General features: G+C 73.9%; 20 protein-coding genes. All 20 read left to right on the top strand.

Going from position 1 to position 24,719, the window contains the following annotated elements:
• Nucleotides 1-5 precede the first annotated feature (5 nt).
• Nucleotides 6-272, top strand: coding sequence for a hypothetical protein (locus tag ACFWH7_RS13890; protein ID WP_378217098.1), 267 nt, complete (start codon nt 6-8; stop codon nt 270-272).
• 245 nt (nt 273-517) lie between these two features.
• The gene (gene ileS / locus ACFWH7_RS13885) at nt 518-3,970 is read left to right on the top strand and encodes an isoleucine--tRNA ligase (RefSeq protein WP_378217097.1); all 3,453 of its coding nucleotides are present in this window, start codon (nt 518-520) and stop codon (nt 3,968-3,970) included.
• Complete coding sequence (locus ACFWH7_RS13880) at nt 3,967-5,382, top strand: bifunctional folylpolyglutamate synthase/dihydrofolate synthase (RefSeq protein WP_378217096.1); 1,416 nt, start codon at nt 3,967-3,969, stop codon at nt 5,380-5,382. The genes ileS and ACFWH7_RS13880 overlap by 4 nt, the downstream gene beginning before the upstream one ends.
• A 171-nt stretch (nt 5,383-5,553) precedes the next feature.
• Complete coding sequence (dhaK, locus tag ACFWH7_RS13875; RefSeq protein ID WP_378217095.1) at nt 5,554-6,549, top strand: dihydroxyacetone kinase subunit DhaK; 996 nt, start codon at nt 5,554-5,556, stop codon at nt 6,547-6,549.
• A gap of 69 nt (nt 6,550-6,618) precedes the next feature.
• Nucleotides 6,619-7,263: a dihydroxyacetone kinase subunit DhaL gene (gene dhaL, locus ACFWH7_RS13870; protein ID WP_141390325.1), complete on the top strand. Its 645-nt coding sequence runs from the start codon at nt 6,619-6,621 to the stop codon at nt 7,261-7,263.
• The gene (gene dhaM / locus ACFWH7_RS13865; protein ID WP_378217094.1) at nt 7,260-7,988 is read left to right on the top strand and encodes a dihydroxyacetone kinase phosphoryl donor subunit DhaM; all 729 of its coding nucleotides are present in this window, start codon (nt 7,260-7,262) and stop codon (nt 7,986-7,988) included. The genes dhaL and dhaM overlap by 4 nt, the downstream gene beginning before the upstream one ends.
• Before the next feature lie 74 nt (nt 7,989-8,062).
• The gene (locus ACFWH7_RS13860) at nt 8,063-8,752 is read left to right on the top strand and encodes a TetR/AcrR family transcriptional regulator (protein ID WP_378217093.1); all 690 of its coding nucleotides are present in this window, start codon (nt 8,063-8,065) and stop codon (nt 8,750-8,752) included.
• Between the two features lie 84 nt (nt 8,753-8,836).
• Nucleotides 8,837-10,567, top strand: a complete 1,731-nt coding sequence (locus ACFWH7_RS13855; RefSeq protein WP_378217092.1) for an MDR family MFS transporter — start codon at nt 8,837-8,839, stop codon at nt 10,565-10,567.
• 4 nt (nt 10,568-10,571) lie between these two features.
• A complete protein-coding gene (locus tag ACFWH7_RS13850) occupies nt 10,572-11,066 on the top strand; it encodes a DUF4233 domain-containing protein (RefSeq protein WP_378217091.1) in 495 nt (164 codons plus the stop codon).
• 76 nt (nt 11,067-11,142) lie between these two features.
• Nucleotides 11,143-11,595: a nucleoside-diphosphate kinase gene (gene ndk / locus ACFWH7_RS13845; protein ID WP_047232694.1), complete on the top strand. Its 453-nt coding sequence runs from the start codon at nt 11,143-11,145 to the stop codon at nt 11,593-11,595.
• 135 nt (nt 11,596-11,730) lie between these two features.
• Nucleotides 11,731-15,288 carry a chromosome segregation protein SMC gene (smc, locus tag ACFWH7_RS13840; RefSeq protein WP_378217090.1) on the top strand — a complete coding sequence of 1,186 codons (3,558 nt, stop codon included), beginning with the start codon at nt 11,731-11,733 and terminating at the stop codon, nt 15,286-15,288.
• An 84-nt stretch (nt 15,289-15,372) separates the two neighbouring features.
• Nucleotides 15,373-15,819, top strand: coding sequence for a hypothetical protein (locus tag ACFWH7_RS13835; RefSeq protein WP_378217089.1), 447 nt, complete (start codon nt 15,373-15,375; stop codon nt 15,817-15,819).
• A 40-nt stretch (nt 15,820-15,859) separates the two neighbouring features.
• Nucleotides 15,860-17,050: a signal recognition particle-docking protein FtsY gene (ftsY, locus tag ACFWH7_RS13830; RefSeq protein ID WP_378217088.1), complete on the top strand. Its 1,191-nt coding sequence runs from the start codon at nt 15,860-15,862 to the stop codon at nt 17,048-17,050.
• Between the two features lie 215 nt (nt 17,051-17,265).
• Entirely contained in the window at nt 17,266-18,579 is a 1,314-nt protein-coding gene (locus ACFWH7_RS13825) for an ammonium transporter (protein WP_378217087.1), read from the top strand.
• Entirely contained in the window at nt 18,576-18,914 is a 339-nt protein-coding gene (locus ACFWH7_RS13820; RefSeq protein WP_047232645.1) for a P-II family nitrogen regulator, read from the top strand. The genes ACFWH7_RS13825 and ACFWH7_RS13820 overlap by 4 nt, the downstream gene beginning before the upstream one ends.
• A 16-nt stretch (nt 18,915-18,930) precedes the next feature.
• On the top strand, nt 18,931-20,793 hold the full coding sequence (locus ACFWH7_RS13815) for a [protein-PII] uridylyltransferase (protein ID WP_378217086.1): 1,863 nt from the start codon (nt 18,931-18,933) through the stop codon (nt 20,791-20,793).
• Between the two features lie 124 nt (nt 20,794-20,917).
• Complete coding sequence (ffh, locus tag ACFWH7_RS13810) at nt 20,918-22,528, top strand: signal recognition particle protein (RefSeq protein ID WP_378217085.1); 1,611 nt, start codon at nt 20,918-20,920, stop codon at nt 22,526-22,528.
• 151 nt (nt 22,529-22,679) lie between these two features.
• Nucleotides 22,680-23,804 (top strand): amidohydrolase family protein, encoded by a 1,125-nt coding sequence (locus tag ACFWH7_RS13805; RefSeq protein ID WP_378217084.1) that lies wholly within the window; start codon nt 22,680-22,682, stop codon nt 23,802-23,804.
• Nucleotides 23,805-23,975: 171 nt separating this feature from the next.
• The gene (gene rpsP / locus ACFWH7_RS13800) at nt 23,976-24,413 is read left to right on the top strand and encodes a 30S ribosomal protein S16 (protein WP_141390315.1); all 438 of its coding nucleotides are present in this window, start codon (nt 23,976-23,978) and stop codon (nt 24,411-24,413) included.
• A partial coding sequence (locus tag ACFWH7_RS13795; protein ID WP_378217083.1) for an RNA-binding protein occupies nt 24,413-24,719 on the top strand: 307 nt, incomplete at its 3' end. The genes rpsP and ACFWH7_RS13795, both read left to right, overlap by 1 nt.

Here is a 24,719-nt window from a genome sequence, read left to right as displayed (position 1 = left end):
CCACCATGGACGTTCCTCCGAGCTTTCCCCGCTACCGCCCGACGACGCCGCTCACCGCGCCGTCGCCCGAGGTCGCCCGCCCGTCCGCGGCGCCGGCCGCCGTCGGGCACGACGCCCGCCCGCCGCTCACGCTCGAGTGGCTCGTCGCGCGGGACATCGACGCCTACACCGCGCGCCGCCGGGCGGCGGCTACCATGGACGCACAGGCGTCGACCCGGCCATCACCGGTGAGCCTCCGGAAGAACGGGACCCGCGCCGTCGGGCAGGCCTGACGGCCCGCGGCCAGGTCCTCACTAGAACCGGACGGGTGGGCCCGTCACAGCCTGCGACGAGCGGTCGGTGACCGCCCGCCGGGCCTGACGGCGTCGGGCACGGGGGGACGACGCCGGCAAGCGAGGTGGTACCGCGGCGAGCCCGCCCCTGGGTGGGGGAGTCGTCCTCGCAGGAGAGCACGACCGACCCGTACCACCACGGCGGACGAACCCGCCGGCCGCTACCCACCGGAGTCCTCGAGACCATGGCCTACCCGCTGCACCGCGCACCCTCGTCCGACCCCTCCGCCCCTGACGCGCACCCCGGAGCCGCGTTCGGCGTCCCCTCCTCCCCGGACCTGCCCGCGATCGAGCGCGACGTGCTCGCCTACTGGGACGCGGACGACACGTTCCGCGCCTCGGTCGAGCGCAACCCCGCCGGCGAGAACGGCAGCAACGAGTTCGTCTTCTACGACGGTCCGCCCTTCGCGAACGGCCTGCCCCACTACGGGCACCTGCTCACGGGGTACGCGAAGGACGTCGTCCCGCGCTACCAGACCATGCGCGGCAAGCACGTCGAGCGCCGCTTCGGGTGGGACACGCACGGGCTGCCCGCCGAGCTCGAGGCGATGGACCAGCTCGGGATCAAGACCAAGGAGGAGATCCTCGAGCTGGGGATCGAGCGGTTCAACGACGCGTGCCGCGCGTCGGTGCTCAAGTACACGAGCGAGTGGCAGGACTACGTGACCCGCCAGGCGCGCTGGGTCGACTTCGAGCACGACTACAAGACGCTCGACCCCACGTTCATGGAGTCGGTCCTGTGGGCGTTCAAGCAGCTCTACGACAAGGGCCTCGTCTACGAGGGCTTCCGCGTCCTGCCCTACTGCTGGAACGACCAGACGCCGCTGTCCAACCACGAGCTGCGCATGGACGAGGACGTGTACCAGGTCCGCCAGGACCCGGCGGTCACCGTGGGCTTCCGGCTCGAGACGGGCGAGCTCGCGCTCATCTGGACGACGACGCCCTGGACGCTGCCGTCGAACCTCTTCGTCATGGTCGGCCCCGACGTCGAGTACGTCGTCGTGGAGTCGTCGTTCACGGGTGTCAAGGAGCGCTACGTGATCGCGGCCGAGCGCCTCGCGGCGTACGCGCGCGAGCTCGCCGACGAGGGCGTCGAGGACGTGACGACGCAGGTCGTCGAGCGGCTCACGGGTGCCGACCTCGTCGGGCGCTCCTACACGCCGCCGTTCTCGTACTTCGCCGGGCACGCCGGCGCGCACCGCGTGGTCGAGGCGGACTTCGTCACGACGACGGACGGCACCGGGCTCGTGCACAACGCCGGCGCGTTCGGCGAGGAGGACAAGGTCGTCTCGGACCGCGAGGGCGTCGAGCCCGTGCTGCCGGTCGCGTCCGACGGGAAGTTCGTCTTCCCTGTCGTCGACTACGAGAGCCTCCAGGTCTTCGACGCGAACGCGCTCATCATCGACCACCTCAAGGGCCGCACGCGCCACGACGCGGCGGCCGCGCAGGGGGAGGCGGCACCGGACCTCGCGCTCGGCGCCACGAGCCCGGGCACGGTGCTGCTGCGCCGCGAGTCGTACGCGCACTCCTACCCGCACTGCTGGCGCTGCCGGCAGCCGCTCATCTACATGGGCGTGTCGTCGTGGTTCGTCGCGGTGTCGAAGTTCAAGGACCGCATGGTCGAGCTCAACGAGCAGATCGCGTGGACGCCCGAGCACATCCAGCACGGCCAGTTCGGCAAGTGGCTCGAGAACGCGCGCGACTGGTCGATCACGCGCAACCGGTTCTGGGGCAGCCCCGTCCCCGTGTGGCGCTCGGACGACCCGCAGCACCCGCGCGTCGACGTGTACGGCTCGTTCGCGGAGCTCGAGCGCGACTTCGGCACGCTGCCGCGCAACGAGAAGGGTGAGCCGGACCTGCACCGCCCGTTCGTCGACCGCCTGACCCGGCCGAACCCCGACGACCCGACGGGCCGCTCGACCATGCGCCGCGTCGAGGACGTCATGGACGTCTGGTTCGACTCGGGGTCCATGCCCTACGCGCAGGTGCACTACCCGTTCGAGAACACCGACTGGTTCGAGCACCACAACCCGGGCGACTTCATCGTCGAGTACATCGGCCAGACGCGCGGCTGGTTCTACACGCTGCACGTGCTCGCCACCGCGCTGTTCGACCGCCCCGCGTTCCGCTCGGCCGTCTCGCACGGCATCGTGCTGGGCTCCGACGGCCGCAAGATGAGCAAGTCCTTGCGCAACTACCCGGACGTCAACGAGGTCTTCGACCGCGACGGCTCCGACGCGATGCGCTGGTTCCTCATGAGCTCGCCCATCCTGCGCGGCGGCAACCTCGTCGTCACCGAGGACGGGATCCGCGACGCGGTGCGTCAGGTGCTGCTGCCGCTGTGGAGCACGTACTACTTCTTCACCCTGTACGCGAACACGTCGAAGGCGCAGGCGCGGGCGGGCGAGCCCGGCGAACCCGCGGGGTACGTCGCGCAGCGCGTCACGCCCGAGCGCGTGGCCGGGCTCCCGGCGCTCGACCGCTACCTGCTCGCGCGCACGCACGACCTCGTCGTGCGCGTGACCGGGCAGCTCGACGCGTACGACATCGCGGGCGCGTGCGAGACCGTGCGCGAGCACCTCGACGTCCTGACGAACTGGTACGTGCGCACGCAGCGCGACCGGTTCTGGGCCGAGGACGCCGACGCGTTCGACACGCTGTACACCGCGCTCGAGACGCTCACGCGCGTCATGGCCCCGCTCGCGCCGCTGCTCACGGAGGAGGTCTGGCGCGGCCTGACGGGCGGACGCTCGGTGCACCTCACGGACTGGCCCGCGGTCACGGAGGACGTCGGGGAGCCGTTCGTCGGTGAGGACGGCTCGTACGCGACCGTCGTCCGCTCCGTCCCGGAGGCGTCCCTCGTGCCCGACGACGCGCTCGTCGCCGCGATGGACGAGGTCCGCGCCGTGGCGTCGGCCGCGCTCGGCCTGCGCAAGGCGAACCAGCTCCGCGTGCGCCAGCCGCTCGCTCGCCTCACGGTCGTCGTGGACGACCCCGCGGCGCTCGCCCCGTACACGGACCTGCTGGCACGCGAGCTCAACGTCAAGGCGGTCGACCTCGAGTCGACCGACTCCGACGCCGCGGACCGGTTCGGCATCACCCAGCGTCTCGCCGTGAACGCCCGCGCCGCGGGACCGCGCCTGGGTCGCGGCGTCCAGACCGTCATCAAGGCCTCGAAGGCCGGGGCATGGCGCGTGGACGACGCCGGGGACGTCGTCGTGACGACGGACGACGGCGACGTCGCGCTCCTGCCCGCGGAGTACGAGCTGACGACCGTGGTCGCCGACCGCGGCGTCGCTGAGGGGGAGGCGCCGAGCGTCGCCGCCGCCGTGCTCGCGGGCGGCGGGTTCGCCGTCCTCGACCTCGTGCTCGACGACGCGCTGCTCGCCGAGGGCTACGCGCGCGACGTGATCCGCGACGTGCAGGACGCGCGCAAGGCCGCCGGCCTCGACGTCGCGGACCGCATCCGGCTCTCCCTCGACGTACCGGGCCAGTGGCTCGTCGCGGTCGAGGAGCACCGGGACCTCGTCGCGCGCGAGACGCTCGCGGTCGAGGTCGTCGTCGAGACGTCGCCGACCGACGCGCGTGCCGTGCGGGTCGAGAAGGTGAACGGCACGGTCGAGGGGACGGTCCGATGAGCGCGCCTCGCGGGAGCGCCGGGCGGCGCCAGAACGCGAAGGACGCTCGCACGGCGGCGGAGGACGCTGCGGCGCGGGCGGACCTCGAGCGCGTCTACCAGCACATCGTGTCCCGGGCTCCCGAGCACGACTTCGACCCGACGATCGACCGGGTGCGGCGCCTGTTCGAGCTGCTCGGCGACCCGCAGCACGCGTTCCGGACGATCCACCTCACCGGCACCAACGGCAAGACGAGCACCGCCCGCGTCGCCGAGCGCCTCGTGCGCGAGCACGGCCTGCGCACAGGGATGTTCACGAGCCCGCACCTGACGAGCGTCACCGAGCGGATCGTCGTCGACGGCGAGCCCCTCTCGGCGCGCCGCTTCGTCGAGGTGTGGGACGACGTCTACCCGTACGTCCAGGTCGTCGACGCCGAGCTCGCCGAGGCGGGGCAGTCGCAGCTCAGCTTCTTCGAGGTGCTCACCGGCGTGGCGTTCGCGGCGTTCGCCGACACGCCCGTCGACGTCGCGATCGTCGAGGTCGGCATGGGCGGCGAGTGGGACTCGACCAACGTGGTCGACGCCGAGGTCGCGGTCGTGACCCCCGTCGCGCTCGACCACGAGCGGTGGCTCGGCAACACGCTCGAGGAGATCGCGACGGTCAAGTCGGGCATCGTCAAGGACGGCGCGACCGTGGTCTCCGCCGCTCAGCGCCCAGAGGTCGAGGAGGTGCTGCGCGCCCGCGCCGAGCGCGTGGGTGCGCGCCTCCTGCGCGAGGGCGTCGACCTCGACGTCGCCGCGCGCCACGTCGCCGTCGGGGGACAGCTCCTCGACCTGCGCACGCCCGCCGCGCTGTACACGGAGGTGTTCCTGCCGCTGCACGGCGAGCACCAGGCGCACAACGCGCTCCTCGCGCTCGCGGCGGTGGAGGCGTTCCTCGGCGGCCGCGCGCTCGACGGTCCGCTCGTCGAGGCGGCCTTCGCGGACGTCACCTCGCCGGGCCGGCTCGAGGTCGTGCGGTCGAGCCCGACCGTCCTCGTCGACGCGGCGCACAACGCCGCGGGCGCGGAGGCGCTCGCGGCCGCGCTCGGCGAGGCGTTCGACCTGCGCCACCTCGTCGGGGTGGTCGCGATCATGGCGGACAAGGACGCCGAGCCGCTCCTCGCGGCGCTCGAGCCGGTGCTGTCCGAGGTGGTCGTGACGCGCAACAGCTCGGAGCGCTCGGCCGACCCGACCGACCTCGTCGAGCTCGCCGCCGACGTGTTCGGGGAGGACCGCGTGCACAGCACCGAGCGGCTCGACGAGGCGCTCCAGATGGCGGTCGACCTTGCGGAGCGGGACGACGCGGTGGGCGTCGGGACGGGCTCGGGCGTGCTCGTCACGGGCTCGGTGGTGACGGTCGCCGACGCTCGGATCCTCCTCGGCCGCGGCTGACGGCCCGGCCGGGCGGGCGGCGCTCCGTCCCGGCGGAGCGTTGCCCAGGACGATCTCGCGCGGCCCCGGGCGCCCGGGTGTTTGATGGAGGCGACGACGGCGACGGGCACGCCGGGCGGGGGTCGTCAGCGTCCGGAGCACCGGGCGCACGGACCGATGGAGGGATGACCGGTGAAGAAGCTGCTCAACGATCCCCAGGACGCGGTGTCGGAGTCCCTGGAGGGGTTCGGCCAGGCGCACGCCGACCTCGTGGAGGTGCACGTCGCGCCGCCCTACGTGTCGCGCGCCGGGGGCGCGGTCCCCGGGAAGGTCGGGCTGGTCTCCGGCGGCGGCTCCGGGCACGAGCCGCTGCACGCCGGCTTCGTCGGCCCGGGCATGCTCGACGCCGCGGTGCCCGGCGCGGTCTTCACCTCGCCGACGCCGGACCAGATCGTCCCGGCGATCCTCGGCGCCGACTCGGGCGCGGGCGTCCTCGCCATCGTGAAGAACTACACGGGCGACGTGCTGAACTTCGAGACCGCGGTCGAGCTCGTCGAGGCCGAGGGCACGCAGGTCACGAGCATCCTCGTCAACGACGACGTCGCGGTCGAGGACTCGCTGTACACGGCGGGCCGCCGCGGCGTCGCGGGCACGGTCGCGGTCGAGAAGATCGCGGGCGCCGCGGCCGAGCGCGGCGACGACCTCGGCGCGGTGACGGAGATCGCGGGCCGCGTCGTCGCGAACGTGCGCTCGATGGGCGTCGCGCTCACCGCCTGCACGGTCCCGCACGTCGGCAAGCCGAGCTTCGACCTGGGCGACGACGAGGTCGAGATCGGGATCGGGATCCACGGCGAGCCGGGGCGGCACCGCATCCCGCTCGCGTCGGCGGACGAGATCACGCAGCGGCTCGTCGACCCGGTGGCGGACGACCTGGGCCTCGCCGACGGCGAGGACGTGTTGCTGTTCGTTAACGGAATGGGCGGTACGCCGCTGTCCGAGCTGTACGTCGTCTATCGTCAGGCGAGGAGGCTGCTCGAGGGGCGCGGCGTACGGGTGACGCGCTCGCTCGTCGGCAACTACGTCACGTCGCTGGAGATGCAGGGTGCGTCGGTCACCGTGCTGCGCCTGGACGACGAGCTCACCGCCCTGTGGGACGCTCCCGTCCGCACGGCTGCGCTGCGCTGGTGAGGCGGTGCCCTTTCGTGCAGTCTCCGAGAGCCGGCGGACCGCCGGCTCGACGGCGAGGAGAGGTGGGGCATGACGCTGGACGTGGCCTGGGCGGACCGGTGGACGCGGCTGAGCGCGGAGCGCATCGCGGCGGCACGGGACGAGCTGACCGAGCTGGACCGCCAGATCGGTGACGGCGACCACGGGGAGAATCTCGACCGGGGGTTCCGCGCGGTGGTCGCCAAGCTCGACGGGGCGGCCGCCGGAGACCAGCCGCCGGGACAGATCGGCGACGTGCTCAAGCTGGTGGCCACGACGCTCATGTCGTCCGTCGGCGGCGCGTCGGGCCCCTTGTACGGGACGGCGTACCTCCGGGCCGCGAAGGTGACCGGGCTCGCGGAGCTCGACGCGCACGGCGTCGTCGCGCTCCTCGAGGGCGCGCTCGAGGGCATCACCGCGCGCGGCAAGGCCCAGCTCGGTGAGAAGACGATGGTGGACGCCTGGCAGCCCGCCGTGGACGCGGCGGAGGGTGCCGCCGACGGTGGCGCGTCGACGGCCGACGTCCTCGCCGCGGCCGCGACGGCGGCGCGCGCGGGCGCCGAGGCGACGATCCCCCTCGTCGCCACCAAGGGCCGCGCGAGCTATCTCGGGGAGCGCAGCGCGGGCCACCAGGACCCGGGCGCCACGTCGACCGCGATCCTGCTCGAGGCCGCGCGCGACGCGGCGACCGCGTGAGCGGCACGGTCGGGGCGCGGGCGCGCGTCGCGCTGGTCCTCGTCTCGCACTCGCAGCGGCTCGCGGAGGGCGCCGTCGAGCTGTCCGCGCAGATGGCTCCCGGCGTGCTGCTGCTCGCGGCCGGAGGGACCGACGACGGCGGGCTCGGCACCAGCTACGACCGCGTGTCCGGGGCGCTCGAGGAGGCGCTCGGCGTCGCGGACGGCGTGGTCGTCCTCGCGGACCTCGGCTCGGCCGTCATGACGGTCGAGTCCGTGCTCGACATGGAGGACGGGTACGACGGGAGGGTCCGGCTCGCGGACGCCCCGTTCGTCGAGGGCGCCGTCGCCGCGGCGGTGACCGCCCACGGCGGCGGGGACGTCTCCGAGGTGCTCGCGTCCGCGGAGCACGCGGGGGGTACCTTCGCGGTGACCACCGGGGGGCCTGAGGGCGACGTGCCCGCCGCCGAGGCCGCAGCTGCTGCGGACGGGGCCGCGCGCGCCGTCGTCACGCTGCGCAACCCGCTCGGGCTGCACGCGCGCCCGGCCGCGGTGCTGGCCCGGCTCGTCGCGGGCTTCGACGCGAGCATCGCGATCGACGGCGTCAACGGGGCGAGCGTGCTCGAGCTCATGAAGCTCGGCGCGACGGGCGGCCAGGACCTCACCGTGACGGGGGAGGGGCCGCAGGCGTCCGAGGCCGTGCGCGCAGTCGTGCAGGCGGTGGAGGGCGGGTTCGGCGAGGTCTGAACCGGCGTCGTGTGGCGCTCGTCACGCGAAATTGCAGTTGATGCAAAATTGCACGGGATGCAAGAATGTATCCCGTGCCGACCTCTCTCCCTGACGTGCCCGCTCGCCCCTCGGTGGTCGAGCGGGCCGCGGCGTGCCTCGCCCCGTCTCCCGGCGGGCTCCGGGAGCGCAAGAAGCGCGCGCGGCGCGAGGCGCTCGTCGAGGCGGCGCAGACCCTCGTCCTCGAGCGTGGCCTCGACGCGGTGACGGTCGAGGACATCTGCGCCGAGGTGGGCGTCTCGCCGCGCACGTTCTTCAACTACTTCCCGTCCAAGGACGACGCCGTGCTCGGCCTCGAGGACTTCTCGGTGCGCCCGGAGGTCGTCGTGACCTTCGTCGAGGGCGGCCCCACGGGCGCCCTGCTCGACGACCTGGAGGTGGTCGTCGCCGACGTGCTCCGGCACCAGGTCGTCACGCCCGAGCGCATGGCGCGCACGCTCGAGCTCGTCCAGCGCGAGCCGCACCTCGTCGCGCGCCACGTCGCGTGGGTCGAGGGCCACCGCGCCGAGCTCGTCGACATGTTCGCCGCACGCCGCGCGGTGCTCCCGTTCGTCCCCGATCCCGAGCTCCTGGCCCTGGTGGTCATGAGCCTCCTGCACGCGAGCACGCGCGAGTGGCAGCAGAGCGACCGCGAGGGCGAGCCGGTGGACCACCTGTCGGGCGTCGTCGGACAGCTGCGCGCGCTGCTCCAGGACTCGCGCGCCCCCGATCCTGCGGCCCGCTAGCCGCACCCTTCATCTCCCCCCACCACCCGACGACGGGCCGTGCCCGTCGGCGCGCCCCGTCCGTCCTGACCGAACCGGATCCTCATGGCCTCCACCACCGCAGCACCGCCCGTCGACGGCGGCAAGCCGCTCGTCGTGCTCACCCCCCGCACCGTGTGGGTGATCTTCGGCGCGCTCATGGCGTCGATGTTCCTGTCCTCGCTCGACCAGTCGATCGTCGGCACCGCGATGCCGACGATCGTGGGCGAGCTCCACGGCGTCGAGCACCAGGGCTGGGTCATCACGGCCTACATCCTGGCGATCGCGATCGTCATGCCCCTCTACGGCAAGTTCGGCGACCTCTGGGGTCGCCGCTGGCCGTTCCTCGTCGCGATCGGGCTCTTCACGATCGCGTCGGCCGGCGCCGGGTTCGCGCAGTCGTTCCCCGAGCTCGTCGCGTGGCGCGGCGTGCAGGGCCTCGGCGGCGGCGGGCTCATGATCCTCTCGCAGGCGATCATCGCGGACATCGTGCCCGCCAAGGACCGCGGCAAGTACATGGGCCCGATGGGGGCCCTGTTCGGCATCGCGGCCGTGATCGGCCCGCTCCTCGGCGGCTGGTTCACCGAGGGCCCGGGCTGGCGCTGGGCGTTCTGGATCAACGTCCCGATCGGCGTCGCGGCGTTCGTCGTCGCGTGGGTCGCGCTCAAGCTCCCGTCGCACCGCTCCGGCCGCAAGATCGACGTCGCGGGCATCTTCTTCATGGTCGTGGCCACCTCCGGCATCGTGCTCGTCACGAGCTGGGAGTCGCTGACCAGCTCGCGCGGCTACGACTGGTCGGACCCGTGGCTCCTGGGCCTCGTCACCGTCGTGGTGGTCTCGATCGCGATGTTCGTCGTGGTCGAGAACCGCGCCGAGGAGCCGCTGCTCCCTCTGCACCTGTTCAAGAACCGGACCTTCACCATCGCGACGCTCATCGGCCTCGTGCTGGGGATGGGCATGTTCTCCGCGCTCGCGTTCCTGCCGACGTTCCTCCAGATGTCGACCGGCGCCGGCGTGACCGAGTCCGGCTTCCTGCTCCTGCCCATGATGGCCGGCGTCATGATCACGGCCATCGGGTCGGGTATCGCGATCACCAAGACCGGCCGCTACAAGATGTTCCCGGTCGTCGGCCTCGCGATCACCGCGGCGGGCATGATCTGGCTCACGCGCATCACCGGCGACATGTCGATGTGGCTCTTCGGGGCCATGATCTTCGTCCTGGGTGCCGGCATGGGCCTCGTGATGCAGACGATCGTGCTCGCCGTGCAGAACGCCGTCGACCCGCACGAGCTGGGGACCGCGACGAGCGCGAACAACTTCTTCCGCGAGATCGGTGCGGCCGTCGGCACGGCGTTGTTCAGCACGATCTTCACGTCACGCCTCGCCGACAACCTCGAGGGCGTCTTCGCCGGGCTCCCCGCGGGCTCGGCGCCGGCCGGGGCCGAGGGTTCCTCGCTCACGCCGGAGATGGTGCAGGCGCTCCCCGAGCCGATCCACACGGGCGTCGTCGACGCGTTCACCGACGCGCTCGCCCCCGCCTTCTGGTACCTCGTCCCGCTCGTGCTCGTCGGGTTCGTCCTCGCGCTCTTCCTGCGCGAGGTCAAGCTCTCCGACGTGGCCGGGATGGTCGCGCGCGGCGAGGCCGTCGCGGACCACGGGGAGCTCGTCGAGGACGCCCCGGCACAGGGCGTGGACGGCACGGAGGACGCCGGCGCGGTCGTCGCGGCCGCGGGCCGCTCCGGCACCGGCGACGACCGGCCCCAGGGCCGGGAGCACGACGGCGCGCCGGTATCCTGACCGCGTGAGCACCTCACCGTCTCAACCCGCCGCGCAGCCGTCCCGCCACGGCCGCGCGGCGGGCCCGGTGCGCCCGTCCCCGGGCGACCGCATCAAGCCCAAGAAGCCCGCGAAGGTCCAGTTCGCCTCGACCACGCTCCTGCTCGAGGCCTTCCTCGTGGTGTTCGCCACGCTCGTCGCCTACGGCCTGCGCGACGTGCCCTACTCGCGCGGGCCGCTCGAGCTCCCGAGCGCGACGTCGATCTGGCTCGTGGGCGGCGTCCTCGCCCTCGTGCTCGTCGTCCTCTCGCGCATGGTCGGCACGCCCGGCGGCTACGTCGCCGGGTCGGTCGTCCAGGTGCCGGTCCTCGCCTTCGGGCTCGTGGTGCCGATGATGTTCGTCGTCGGGGGCCTCTTCGTCGTCCTGTGGGTCGTCTCGATCCGGCTCGGCGGGCGCATCGACCGCGAGCGCGCCGCGTACGACGCCGAGCACCCCGAGACCGCGCCCAACGCCGACTGAGGCGACGCGTGCCCGCGCCCTCGCGGGAGTGGTCACGGCGGCCCGCACGCCGGTGCGGCCGGTAGGCTCGGCGACCATGACCGACGTCGCACCTGCACTGACCGAGACCATCGAGCGCACCCTCATCCTCGTCAAGCCCGACGGCGTCCGCCGCGGCCTGTCCGGCGAGGTCCTGCGCCGCGTCGAGGCCAAGGGCTACACGCTCGCCGCCGTGCGCCTGCTCGACGCGACGCCCGAGCTGCTCGCGGCGCACTACGCCGAGCACGAGGGCAAGCCGTTCTACCAGCCGCTCGTCGACTTCATGCTGTCGGGCAAGGTGCTCGCGGTCGTCGCCGAGGGCCAGGGCGTCATCCCCGGCTTCCGTTCGCTGGCCGGCGCGACGAACCCGACCGAGGCCCTGCCCGGCACCATCCGCGGCGACCTCGGTCGCGACTGGGGGCTGAAGGTCCAGCAGAACCTCGTGCACGGCTCCGACTCGCCCGAGTCCGCCGCACGGGAGATCGCGCTCTGGTTCCCCGAGCTCGGCTGACCTCTCCCGACCGCCCCGTCCTGGCCCGCCGGCCGGGGCGGGGCGTCGTGCTGCGCGGCGGTCGTGCCGACGGCGCCCGGCCGCGCGGGGCGCAGATCCGCGGGTTCGTCGGGGGCCGCCACTAGGCTCGGGTGCGTGCACCTCAAGACCCTGACGCTGCGCGGCTTCAAGTCGTTCGCGTCCGCGACGACGCTGAGCTTCGAGCCCGGCGTCACGTGCGTCGTCGGGCCGAACGGCTCGGGCAAGTCCAACGTCGTCGACGCGCTCGCGTGGGTCATGGGGGAGCAGGGGGCCAAGACCCTGCGCGGCGGCAAGATGGAGGACGTCATCTTCGCGGGGACGGCGGGGCGGCCGCCGCTCGGCCGGGCCGAGGTCTCCCTGACGATCGACAACACCGACGGTGCGCTGCCGATCGAGTACACCGAGGTGACGATCTCCCGGACGCTGTTCCGCAGCGGTGGCTCCGAGTACGCGATCAACGGCTCCGCGTGCCGCCTGCTCGACATCCAGGACCTCCTGTCCGACTCCGGCCTCGGACGCGAGATGCACGTGATCGTCGGCCAGGGACAGCTCGACGCCGTGCTGCGGGCGACCCCCGAGGACCGCCGAGGCTTCGTCGAGGAGGCGGCGGGCGTCCTCAAGCACCGCAAGCGCAAGGAGAAGGCGCTCCGCAAGCTCGACGCGATGCAGGCCAACCTCACGCGGCTCGCCGACCTCACGACGGAGATCCGCCGCCAGCTCGGCCCGCTGGGCCGCCAGGCCGAGATCGCCCGCAAGGCCGCGACGATCCAGGCCGACCTGCGCGACGCGAAGGCCCGCCTGCTCGCGGACGACCTCGCCCAGCTCACCGCGACCCTGGAGCAGGAGATCGCCGACGAGGCCGCGCTGCGCGCGCAGCAGGCCGAGGTCGAGCGGGCGCTCGCGACGGCGCGGGACGCGCTCGGCCGGCTCGAGCGTGAGGCGGCCGAGGCCGCGCCCGCGCTCGGTGCGGCGACCGACGTGTGGTTCCGGCTCTCGTCCCTGCGCGAGCGGCTGCGCGGCACGCAGACGCTCGCGGAGGAGCGGGTGCGCCTGCTCGGCCGACCGGAGCCCGCCCTGCGCGGGCAGGACCCCGAGGAGCTCGAGGCGCAGGCGGAGCGCGTGCGCGCGACGGAGGCAGAGCTCGAGGCAGAGGTTGCCCGGGCGCGCGAGGCGCTCGCGGCGGCGGTCGCGGACCGCGAGGACGTGGAGCGGTCGGCCGGGGAGGCCGAGCGTGCCGTCGCGACCCTGCTGCGCGGTGCCGCGGACCGACGCGAGGGCCTTGCGCGCCTCGCGGGGCAGGTCGCCGCGCAACGGACCCGGGTCGAGGCCGCCGAGTCCGAGATCGGGCGGTTGCGCGAGTCGCTGACGGAGGCCGAGCAGCGGGGGACGCAGGCACGCACGGAGTTCGCGGTGCTCGAGACCCAGGTGGTCGGGGCGGAGGAGGGCGAGGAAGGCCTCGACGCCGAGCACGAGGCCGCCGCGGACGCGGTCGAGCGCACGACGGCGCACGTGACCGCGCTGGAGGAGGAGGCCGCCGCCGCGGACCAGGAGCGCGCCACGTGGAGCGCCCGGATCGAGGCGCTCGAGCTCAGCCTGGACCGCAAGGACGGCGCGGGGGCGCTGCTCGCCGCGGACGGCGTCGGTGTCGTGGGGTCGCTCGCGGCGCTGCTCGGCGTCGAGGCCGGGTACGAGGACGCCGTGGCCGCCGCGCTCGGACCCGCCGCGGACGCCGTCGCGGTCGAGTCGGTCGACGCCGCCGTCGACGCGCTGCGCTACCTGCGCACCGAGGACGCCGGGCGTGCGGGGCTCGTCGTCGCCGCCGAGGGCGCTGCCGACGGTGCACCCGACGGCCACGCCCTGCCCGACGGCGCGCGCTGGGCGGCCGACGTCGTGACGGCTGCCGGGGGCGTCGGCCGCGCGGTCAGGGCGCTCCTCATGGACGTCGCGGTCGTCGAGGACCTCGCGCAGGCGCGCGCCCTGGTGGCTCGTCATCCGGGCGTCGCGGTCGTGACGCGCGGCGGCGACCTGCTGGCGACCACGCGCGCGTGGGGCGGGTCGGCCTCGGCGCCGAGCGTGCTGCACCTGCAGTCCGCGCTCGACGAGGCGCGCACCGCCCACGACGACGCCGCGGCCCGCGGCGAGCGGGCGCGGTTCGCCCTCGTCGGTGCGCGCAACGCCGCGCAGGAGGCGCGCTCCCGGTACGACGACACCCTGGACCGGCTCAACGAGTCGGACGCCCAGCTCGCGGCCGTCGCCGAGCAGCTCGGGCACCTCGGCGCGACCGCGCGCTCCGCCGCCGCCGAGGCGGAGCGCGTGCGCGCGTCGCTCGAGCGGGCGTTGCAAGGCCTCGACGACGCGCGCGAGGTGCTCGCGGGTCTGGTGGAGCGGCTCGACGCCGCGGAGGCGGCGCCGGAGCAGTCGGAGGAGGCCGTCGCCGAGGCGTCGGCGGAACGCGACCGCCTCCTCGCCCTGGCCTCGGCGGGGCGCACCTCGGAGACGGAGGCGCGCCTCGCCCTGCGCACGAGCGAGGAGCGTGCGCGGGCCGTCGCCGGCCGGGCGCAGTCCCTCGCCCGGGCCGCTGCGGCGGAACGCGAGGCGCGAGAGCGGGCGGCGCGGCGGGAGGCCGCGCGGGTGCGCCAGTCGGAGCGCGCGTCGGCCGTGCGCGAGGGCGCGGCGCGCGCCCTCCGCGCGGTCGACCGGTCCCTCGCTCGTGCGGGCGAGGAGCGCGAGGCCGCGGAGGCGGCGCGTGCCGAGCGCGACGCCGCCGTGACGGCGGCCAGGCGCGAGGTCGACGACCTCGCCTCCCGACTCCGGGACCTGACCGACGTCGCGCACCGGGACGAGGTGGCGCGCGCGCAGCAGCAGCTGCGGATCGAGCAGCTCCAGGCGCGCAGCGTCGACGAGCTCGGCCTCGACCCGGCCGTCCTCGTCGAGGAGTTCGGGCCGCACCGCGACGTCCCGGTCGCGTCGGACGACGACGAGCCGCGCGCGGTGCCGTACGACCGCGCGGCCCAGGAGAAGCGGCTGCGCGCCGCCGAGCGCGACCTGGGCCGCCTCGGCAAGGTGAACCCGCTCGCGCTCGAGGAGTTCGCAGCGCTCGAGGAGCGCCACAAGTTCCTCGCGGACCAGCTCGCCGACCTCAAGAAGTCGCGCGCCGACCTCCTGGAGATCGTCAAGGAGATCGACGAGCGCGTCGAGCGGGTGTTCGCGGACGCCTACCGCGACACCGCCGAGCAGTTCGAGCGGGTGTTCGCGCGCATGTTCCCTGGCGGTGAGGGCCGCCTGGTGCTCACGGACCCGGACGACATGCTCACGACCGGGATCGAGGTCGAGGCACGACCGGCGGGCAAGAAGGTCAAGCGGCTCTCGCTGCTGTCCGGCGGCGAGCGCTCGCTCACGGCGGTCGCGCTGCTCGTGGCGATCTTCAAGGCGCGCCCCTCGCCGTTCTACGTCATGGACGAGGTCGAGGCGGCGCTGGACGACGTCAACCTGGGCCGTCTCCTCGAGATCTTCCGGGAGCTCCAGGAGGACTCGCAGCTCATCGTCATCACCCACCAGAAGCGCACGATGGAGATCGCCGACGCGCTCTACGGGGTGACGATGCGCGGGGACGGCGTGACGACCGTCATCAGCCAGCGGATGAACGAGGCGCGCGAGGACGTCCCGGTGTGAGGGGACTCACCCGGTGCGCGAGCACCCCGCCGACCTGGCCCGATGCCTCGAAATCGTTGCAATTCCGGGCCTTGTGAAGATGTAGTGCTGATCGGACGGCTCGGCGTGGCACCGGTCGCGGCGCGTGCCTCGACCCGGATACTGGACCTCATGGTCTGGATGTTCGTATGGCTGGGGCTCACGCTCGGCGTCGCCGCCGTCGTGTTCCTGTTCGCGAGCGTCGTCGCGCGCTCGGAGGCCCAGTCGTCGGCCGCGCAGGGGGACCGGTCCGGAGACCAGGGGATGCGCGCGTTCTGGCGCGACTTCCGCTCGGGGCTGCGTCGGCGGCGTCGGCGCGGGAGCCTCGACGCGCACCACGTCGGGACCGTGCGCATGCCCCGGCCGGTCGACACGAGCATCGACGACTTCTTCACCGCGACCGAGGTGACGTCGAACGCGTACGTCGACGCGGAGGAGCTGACCGACGTCCTGCACCGCGCGCGCGAGCGCGTGCGGCCGCTGCACACGGGGGAGCGCCCTCCCCAGGCGTAGCCGCCGCGTGACCTCCGCTCTCGTCTGAGAGACTTCCGGGGTGAACGACCTCCTCCCGCTCTGGATCGTCCTCGGCGTCGTCCTCCTCGTCGCCCTCGCCACCGTCGGGACCGCGACGGTCCGCCGGCGCGCTCGCCGCGACGTCGTCGAGCCGCCGCCCGCCGCGCCCACCACGCCGCCGAGCACACCCGCCACCGGCACGGCTCCGCCCGGGACCGCGTCCGTCGAGGCCCCGCCCGAGGTCGAGGAGCCGGCGGCAGCCGCGACCGCTCCCGCGATCGAGCGACCCGAGCCCGTCGGCGGCCGGCTCGTCCGGCTGCGCGAGCGGCTCGCCCGCTCCGGCTCCCCCCTGGGCGCCCGCCTGCTCTCGGTGCTCTCGCGCGACCACCTCTCGGAGGACGACTGGGACGAGCTCGAGGAGACCCTCCTGCTCGCGGACGTCGGTGCCGGGCCGGCGGGGGAGCTCATCGACGCGCTGCGCACCAAGGTCCGCGTGCTCGGCGTCCGCGACGCCGCGAGCGTGCGGGACCTGCTGCGCACGGAGCTCGTCGCGCTCGTCGACCCGTCGCTCGACCGCTCGCTCGCGACGTCGCCCACCACGGGGGAGGACGGCGCCCCGGTCCCGGCCGTCGTGCTCGTCGTCGGCGTCAACGGCACGGGCAAGACGACCACCGTGGGCAAGCTGGCGCGCGTGCTCGTCGCGGAGGACCGCAGCGTCGTGCTCGGCGCGGCGGACACGTTCCGCGCCGCGGCGGCGGACCAGCTCGAGACGTGGGGCTCGCGCGTGGGAGTCCCGACCGTGCGCTCGGACCGCGACGGCGCCGACCCCGCCGCCGTGGCGTTCGACGCCGTGCGCCGCGGCCGCACCGAGGGCGTGGACGTCGTGCTCGTCGACACCGCCGGGCGGCTCCAGAACAAGCAGGGCCTCATGGACGAGCTGGGCAAGATCCGGCGCGTGATCACCAAGGAGGCGCCGCTCTCCGAGGTCCTCCTCGTCCTCGACGCGACCACGGGGCAGAACGGCCTCAACCAGGCGCGCGTGTTCGGCGAGGTCGCCGGCGTGACGGGCATCGTCCTCACGAAGCTCGACGGCACCGCGCGCGGCGGCATCGTCGTCGCGGTCCAGCGCGAGCTGGGCGTCCCCGTCAAGCTCGTCGGCCTCGGCGAGGGCCCGGACGACCTCGCCCCGTTCGACCCGGAGCAGTTCGTCGACGGCCTCCTCGGCGACTGACGGGCTTCTCGCCCCGGGTCACGATCGTGTCACGCCGTGATCACGAGCGTGTCGCGATCCGGACGCCGCGCCGCCCCCGCACGGGGGTGAAACGGAACGTTTACGTCCGAGCGACGCTTGTCACACCCGCGTAACACGGTGACACCGCGGGGGAAACCCGCCCGCACCACCGTAGTCCCCGACCGGCCGCCCGGCTGGCGAGGGGAGATGATCCGATGGAGTGGGACACCGGGGCAACCGCGTGGATGCTGACCTCAGCATCCCTCGTGCTCCTGATGACGCCCGGACTGGCGTTCTTCTACGGCGGCATGGTCCGCGCCAAGTCCGTGCTGAACATGATGATGATGTCGTTCGGCGCGATGGCCGTCGTGGGCGTCGTCTACGTGCTGTGGGGCTGGTCGATGTCCTACGGCGAGGCCGGGACGGGTGGCCTCGTCGCCAGCCCGTTCGCGCAGTTCGGCCTCTCGGGGGCGATCACGGACGCCGACGGCAGCGCCGTGGCGAGCACGCTCGGCAACTACCCGAACGTGGTGGACATCGCGTTCCAGGTGACGTTCGCGATCATCACGGTCGCGCTCATCTCCGGTGCGCTGGCCGACCGCGTGAAGTTCGGCACCTGGCTCACCTTCACGGCGATCTGGGTCACCGTCACGTACTTCCCGCTCGCCCACATGGTCTGGGGCGGCGGCTTCCTCTCGAGCAACGAGAACGGCCTCGCGGCGAGGATCTTCGGGGTGACCGACGGCGCCGCGACGGTCGCGCCGATCGACTTCGCGGGTGGCACCGTCGTCCACATCAACGCCGGTGTCGCGGCCCTCGTGCTCGCGATCCTCATCGGCAAGCGCAAGGGCTTCGGCAAGGAGCCGATGCGCCCGCACAACCTGCCGTTCGTCATGCTCGGCGCGGCCCTCCTGTGGTTCGGCTGGTTCGGGTTCAACGCGGGCTCGGCCTTCGGGGCGAACGAGACCGCAGGCCTCGCCTGGATCAACACGACGAGCGCCACCGCGGCGGGGATCATCGGCTGGCTCCTCACGGAGAAGATCCGCGACGGCCACGCGACGTCGCTCGGTGCGGCCTCCGGCGTCGTGGCGGGCCTCGTCGCGATCACCCCGGCCGCGGGGGCCCTCAACCCGGTCACGTCGATCGTCCTGGGCCTCGTCGCCGGCGCGCTCTCCGCCCTCGCGGTCGGCCTCAAGTACCGGTTCGGCTACGACGACTCGCTCGACGTCGTCGGCGTCCACCTGGTCTCCGGCCTCTGGGGTACCGTCGCGATCGGCTTCCTCGCCACCGACACGGGCCTCTTCTTCGGCGGCGGTGCCCAGCAGCTCGTCGTCCAGGTCCTCATCGCCCTCGTCGCCATCGTGTTCTCGGCGGCCACCACGCTCGTCATCGGCCTGATCCTCAAGGCCACGATGGGCTGGCGGGTCAGCGAGGACGCCGAGGTCGGCGGCATCGACCTCGCGGTCCACGGCGAGACGGCGTACGAGTCCATCCAGCAGGGCAGCGTCATCAAGGAGGTGCGGGCATGAAGCTCGTCACGGGAATCATCCAGCCGCACCGTCTCGACGACGTGAAGTCGGCGCTCGAGGCCGCGGGCGTGCGGGGCATGACGGTCAGCGAGGCCAGCGGGTACGGTCGCCAGAAGGGCCACACCGAGGTCTACCGCGGCGCGGAGTACACGGTCGACCTGGTGCCCAAGGTCCGCATCGAGGTCCTCGTGGACGACGCCGACGCGACCGTGGTCACCGAGGTGATCGTCAAGGCCGCGCAGACCGGCAAGATCGGCGACGGCAAGGTCTGGACGGTCCCGGTGGACGACGTCGCCCGCGTGCGCACGGGCGAGCACGGCCCCGGCGCCCTGTGAGGCGACGGACCATCGGATGACCGACCACGCCGACACCCCGACCACGGGCGGGGTCGCAGGGGGATCGGCGGGGCGCCTCGGGCAGCAGCCGGGCGAGCAGAGCGCGGAGGTCCCGTACCCCGAGGGGGTGCGGGACCTCCGCGCGCGGATGCTCGACGTGGCGCGGTCCATGAGCGGACCCGGCCGCAGCGGGATCGCGCGCCGGGCCGCCGTCGTCGACCTCGTGACGTCGTCCCTCCAGGACCTGTGGCGCGACGCGACCGACGGCGTCGCGCCCGACGGGATCGCGCTCGCCGCGGTGGGCAGCCTCGGCCGGGGGGACATGGGACCCGCGAGCGACCTCGACCTCGTCCTCGTCCACGACGGCCGCAGCCACGCGGCCGACGACGTCGCACGCGTCGCCGAGCGCCTGTGGTACCCGCTCTGGGATGCCGGGGTGGACCTCGACCACGCGGTGCGCTCGCTCTCGCAGTGCCGCCAGGTGGCGTCCAAGGACGTCCCCGCGGCCGTGGGCTGGCTCGACGTGCGCGCGGTGGCGGGCGACGCGCTCGTCGTGCACCGGGCGTCGTCCGCGGTCCTCACCGACTGGCGCTCCGCGTCGCGGCGCCGCCTGCCCGACCTGCTCTCCTCGACGCGCGAGCGTGCCGAGCGGTCCGGCGAGCTCGCCTACCTCATCGAGCCCGACCTCAAGGAGTCGCGCGGCGGGATCCGGGACGCGGTCGTGCTCTCCGCCCTGGCCGCGACGTGGCTCACGGACCGTCCGCACGGGTCGGTCGACCGCGCGCACGCGCACCTCCTGGACGTGCGCGACACCCTGCAGGTCGTCACGGGCCGGCACACGAGCCGCCTTCTGCTGGCCGACCTGGACGAGGTCGCCGCGCTGTCCGGGTTCGACGACCCCGACGAGCTGCTCGCGAGCCTCGCCGCGGCCGGGCGCGAGGTCTCCTACGCGCTCGACACGACGGTCCGGCGCGCCCGGCAGGCGCTCCAGCGGCCCTCGATCGCCCGCCGTCCCGTCCTCGTCCGCGGGCGCCGGGCGGCACCGCGGCTGCGGTCCGTCGGCGACGGACTCGTCGAGCACGACGGCGAGCTCGTGCTCGCGGTGGACGCCCACCCCGCGTCCGACCCGCTCCTGTCGTTGCGCGCCGCCGCCACCGCCGCGCGGACGGGCCTCACGCTCTCCCCGGTCTCGGTCGCGAGCCTCGCCCAGTGCCCGCCCCTGCCCGAGCCGTGGCCGCGCGCCGCGCGGGCGGCGTTCCTCTCGCTGCTGGGCTCCGGTCAGGCCCAGGTCGCCGTGTGGGAGGCGCTCGACCTCGCCGGCGTGGTGACCACGTGGATCCCCGAGTGGGCGGGCGTGCGGAACCGTCCGCAGCGCGCCGCCGTGCACCGGCACACCGTCGACCGGCACCTCGTGGAGGTGGTGGCGCGCGCGGCCCGGGACCGCAAGGACGTCGAGCGACCGGACCTGCTCCTGCTGTCCGCGGTGCTGCACGACATCGGCAAGCGCGCGGGCGCCGTCGACCACTCGGTCGAGGGTGCGCGGCTGGTCCCCGCGATCCTCGGCCGCATGGGGTTCGAGCCCGAGGTCGTGGCCGACGTGGAGCGCCTCGTGCGGCACCACCTGACCCTGTCGCGGCTCGCGGTGAGCGAGGACCCGGACGACCCGGCGACGGTCGCCGAGCTCGCCGACGCCGTCGACCACCGGCCGGACCTCCTCCGGGTGCTGCGCGCGCTGACCGAGGCGGACGCGTCGTCGCTCGGCCCGAGCGCGTGGACCGCCTGGCGGGCACGGCTGGTCGACGACCTCGTGGGGGAGACGCTGCGCGCGCTGGGCGCTGTGCCGAAGGACGTGCCGAAAGACCCGGACGCCGCCAGGTAGGCTGGTCCTTCGCGGACGGCCCGTCCTCTGCCAGCCCTGACCCGGACCAGGACCCGGACCCGGGCGCCGGCAGGTGGGAGCGCCGACGCGGACGAGACTTCCGACGACTGGTGAGGATGACGCGGTGTTCAACACGCTGTCGGACCGACTGACATCGACCTTCAAGAACCTGCGTTCCAAGGGCCGGCTGTCCGAGGCGGACATCGACGCGACGATCCGGGAGATCCGGCGCGCGCTGCTCGACGCCGACGTGGCGGTCCCCGTCGTGCGCGAGTTCAGCGCGACCGTGCGCGAGCGGGCGCTCTCGTCCGAGGTCTCGGGTGCGCTCAACCCGGCGCAGCAGGTCGTGAAGATCGTCAACGAGGAGCTCGTCGGCATCCTCGGCGGCGAGAGCCGCGGTCTGCGGTTCTCCAAGACGCCGCCGACGGTCATCATGCTCGCGGGCCTCCAGGGCGCGGGCAAGACGACGCTGGCCGGAAAGCTCGCGCTGCACCTGCGCGAGCAGGGGCACACGCCGCTGCTCGTCGCCGCGGACCTCCAGCGGCCGAACGCGGTCACCCAGCTCAGCGTCGTCGCCGAGCGCGCCGGGGTGCCGGTGTTCGCCCCGCACCCGGGCAACCAGAGCGGGGTCGAGGTCGACGACGTCATCGGCGACCCCGTCGCCGTCGCGCGCGAGGGTGTCGAGACGGCGCGCCAGCGCCAGCACGACGTCGTCATCGTCGACACCGCGGGCCGCCTCGGCCTCGACGCCGTGCTCATGCAGCAGGCCTCCGACATCCGCGACGCCGTCCAGCCGGACGAGGTCCTCTTCGTCATCGACGCGATGATCGGCCAGGACGCCGTCGCGACCGCGAAGGCGTTCGAGGAGGGCGTCGACTTCACGGGCGTCGTGCTCACCAAGCTCGACGGCGACGCGCGCGGTGGTGCCGCGCTGTCGGTGCGCGGCGTCACCGGACGCCCGATCCTCTTCGCGTCCACGGGCGAGAAGCTCACCGACTTCGAGGCGTTCCACCCGGACCGCATGGCGTCGCGCATCCTCGACATGGGTGACGTCCTCACGCTCATCGAGCAGGCCGAGAAGGCGTTCGACGCCGAGCAGGCCGCGAAGATGGCGGAGAAGGTCGCCACGGGGCAGGACTTCACGCTCGCGGACTTCCTGGTGCAGATGCAGCAGATGAAGAACATGGGCTCGATGAAGAAGATGCTCGGGATGCTCCCGGGCATGGGCCAGATGCGCGAGGCGCTCGACAACTTCGACGAGCGCGAGGTCGACCGGATCGAGGCGATCATCCGCTCGATGACCCCCGCGGAGCGCGACAACCCCAAGATCATCAACGGGTCGCGCCGCGCGCGCATCGCACGTGGATCCGGCGTGACGACGAGCGACGTCAACCAGCTCCTGGAGCGGTTCGCGGGCGCGCAGAAGATGATGCGGCAGATGAGCCGCGGCGGCGGGATGCCGGGCATGCCGGGCATGGGCAACCTCCCGGGCATGGGCGGCAAGAAGGCGCGCGGGCGCCAGGCGCCGCAGCGCAAGGTCAAGGGCAGGTCGGGCAACCCGGCGAAGCGCGCCGCGCAGGAGCGCGCGGCCGCGGCGCGGGCGGCAGGAGAGGCCACGGGTCCGGCGGCACCCGCCGGTTCGGCGTTCGGCGTGGGCCGAGCCGACGAGCCCGCGCAGCCGTCGTCGGACGACCTCCAGCTCCCGCCCGGTTTCGAGAAGCTGCTCGGCCGCTGACCGGACCGGCGCCCGCCCGGGGCACGCCCTCGTGCCCCGGGTGCGTCCCGGGTGCGCCCGGGCGCTAGGTTATGTCCGTGGCACCTGCCCGGTGCCTCCCCGCGCCCGCGAACCGGGCCGACCGTCCTGACCGTCCTCACCCAGGAGCCGCATGTCCGCGCTGGAAGGCCCCACGCTGCACGTCCGCGGCCACGTCATCGTCGGCGACGACCGCGAGGTGGGCGACCTGTGGGTCAAGGACGGGCGGATCAGCCTCACGCGGCCGTCGGCGCAGGGCACCAACATGGTCGAGCTCGAGGGCTGGGTGCTCCCCGGCCTCGTCGACGTGCACTGCCACGTCGGCCTGGGTGCCCAGGGCGCGGTCGACGCGGCGACGGCGCAGGACCAGGCCGTCACGGACCGCGACAGCGGCGTCCTCCTCGTGCGCGACGCGGGCTCGCCGCTCGACACGCGGTGGGTCCACGGGCGGCGCGACCTGCCGCGGCTCGTGCGGGCCGGACGGCACCTTGCCCGACCCAAGCGCTACCTGCGCAGCTACGGGCTCGAGCTCGACGACGTCACGCGGCTCCCCGAGGCCGTCCGGCGCGAGGCGCGCCAGGGCGACGGCTGGGTGAAGATCGTGGGCGACTGGATCGACCGCGACCTCGGGGCCGAGGGCGACCTGCGGCCGCTGTGGCCCGACGACGTCCTCGCCGAGGCCGTCGCCGCCGCGCACGCCGAGGCCGCGCGCGTCACCGTGCACGCCTTCTCCGAGGAGGTGATCCCGTCCCTGCTCGCCGCGGGCGTCGACGGGATCGAGCACGGCACGGGGATCGACCCCGACCTGATGTACGAGATCTCCGAGCGCGGGGTCGCGGTCACGCCCACCCTGTTGCAGATCGGCCAGTTCGAGGCGATCGCCCGGCAGGCCGACGAGAAGTACCCGGTGTTCGCGGCGCGCATGCGACGGCTCCACGAGCGACGGTACGAGCAGGCCCGGGCGCTGTACGAGGCGGGCATCCAGATCCTCGTGGGGACGGACGCCGGCGGGACGATCGGGCACGGCCGCCTCGCGGACGAGTGCGCCGAGCTCGTGGCCGCTGGCATCCCCGACGCGGCGGTCGTCGCGGCGGCGAGCTGGCAGGGCCGGGAGTACCTCGGCTACACGTCGCTCGTCGAGGGCGCGTCGGCCGACTTCGTCGTGTACCCGCAGGACCCGCGCGAGGACGTCGGGGTCCTGCGCGCGCCGACGGCGGTCGTGCTCCGCGGCGAGATCGTCGCCCCGCACGCGGGCTGAGGGATCGCGCGCAGGTTGGTCCCGGCCCGTCCGGTCTGGCACAATGTCCCGGTACTCGGCGTGCCCCGGCCCCTCTCTCCGGCGCGTGCCGTGTCCTGAACCCCTTCCTCGTCCTGTCCCCACGGGACGGGTCCGGGTTCGCCCGAACCAGAACCAGGAGAGACCACCACTGTGGCCGTCAAGATTCGTCTGAAGCGTCTCGGCAAGATCCGTGCGCCGTACTACCGTGTCGTCGTCGCGGACTCGCGCACCAAGCGTGACGGTCGCGTGATCGAGGAGATCGGCAAGTACCACCCGACCGAGGAGCCCTCGTTCATCGAGATCACCTCGGACCGCGCCCAGTACTGGCTCGGCGTCGGCGCGCAGCCGACCGAGCAGGTGCTCGCGCTCCTCAAGATCACGGGCGACTGGCAGAAGTTCAAGGGCCTGCCCGGGGCCGAGGGCACGCTCAAGGTCAAGGGCGAGAAGGTCGACCCGACCGCCGCGATCGAGGCCGCCGCCGCGGACGCGGAGAAGGTCAAGGCCAAGGCTGCCGAGAAGAAGACCGAGGCCCCGGCCGAGGAGCCCGCCGACACGGCCGACGAGGCCGCTGCCGACGAGCAGGCCTGATGATCGCCGAGGCGCTCGAGCACCTCGTGCGCGGCATCGTGGACAACCCGGACGACGTCCGGGTGAACGCGAAGACGCTGCGTCGCGGTGACCTGCTCGAGGTCCGGGTGCACCCGGACGACCTCGGCCGCGTGATCGGTCGTGGCGGACGCACCGCCCGTGCCCTGCGCACGGTGATCGGCGCGCTCGCGACCGACGGGCCGGTCCGCGGGGGCGGAGGGGTCGGCGCAGCGCGCCGTGGGCCCCCCACACATGACCCCCCCGGGGGCCCGGCGCGGCGGGCCCGCCCCCCCCCCCGCGGGCGCG

The organism is Cellulosimicrobium cellulans, from assembly GCF_042723955.1.
Lineage (GTDB): Bacteria > Actinomycetota > Actinomycetes > Actinomycetales > Cellulomonadaceae > Cellulosimicrobium > Cellulosimicrobium cellulans_H.
This window is presented reverse-complemented; position numbering and strand designations above follow the sequence as displayed.

Excerpts from the sequence above, each read along its gene's own strand:
- ndk (WP_047232694.1), top strand. The coding sequence starts at position 11,143 with ATGACCGACGTCGCACCTGCACTGACCGAGACCATCGAGCGCACCCTC.
- ACFWH7_RS13805 (WP_378217084.1), top strand. The coding sequence starts at position 22,680 with ATGTCCGCGCTGGAAGGCCCCACGCTGCACGTCCGCGGCCACGTCATC.
- ACFWH7_RS13855 (WP_378217092.1), top strand. The coding sequence starts at position 8,837 with ATGGCCTCCACCACCGCAGCACCGCCCGTCGACGGCGGCAAGCCGCTC.
- ACFWH7_RS13825 (WP_378217087.1), top strand. The coding sequence starts at position 17,266 with ATGGAGTGGGACACCGGGGCAACCGCGTGGATGCTGACCTCAGCATCC.
- ACFWH7_RS13890 (WP_378217098.1), top strand. The coding sequence starts at position 6 with ATGGACGTTCCTCCGAGCTTTCCCCGCTACCGCCCGACGACGCCGCTC.
- ACFWH7_RS13880 (WP_378217096.1), top strand. The coding sequence starts at position 3,967 with ATGAGCGCGCCTCGCGGGAGCGCCGGGCGGCGCCAGAACGCGAAGGAC.
- ileS (WP_378217097.1), top strand. The coding sequence starts at position 518 with ATGGCCTACCCGCTGCACCGCGCACCCTCGTCCGACCCCTCCGCCCCT.
- dhaL (WP_141390325.1), top strand. The coding sequence starts at position 6,619 with ATGACGCTGGACGTGGCCTGGGCGGACCGGTGGACGCGGCTGAGCGCG.
- ACFWH7_RS13820 (WP_047232645.1), top strand. The coding sequence starts at position 18,576 with ATGAAGCTCGTCACGGGAATCATCCAGCCGCACCGTCTCGACGACGTG.
- ACFWH7_RS13815 (WP_378217086.1), top strand. The coding sequence starts at position 18,931 with ATGACCGACCACGCCGACACCCCGACCACGGGCGGGGTCGCAGGGGGA.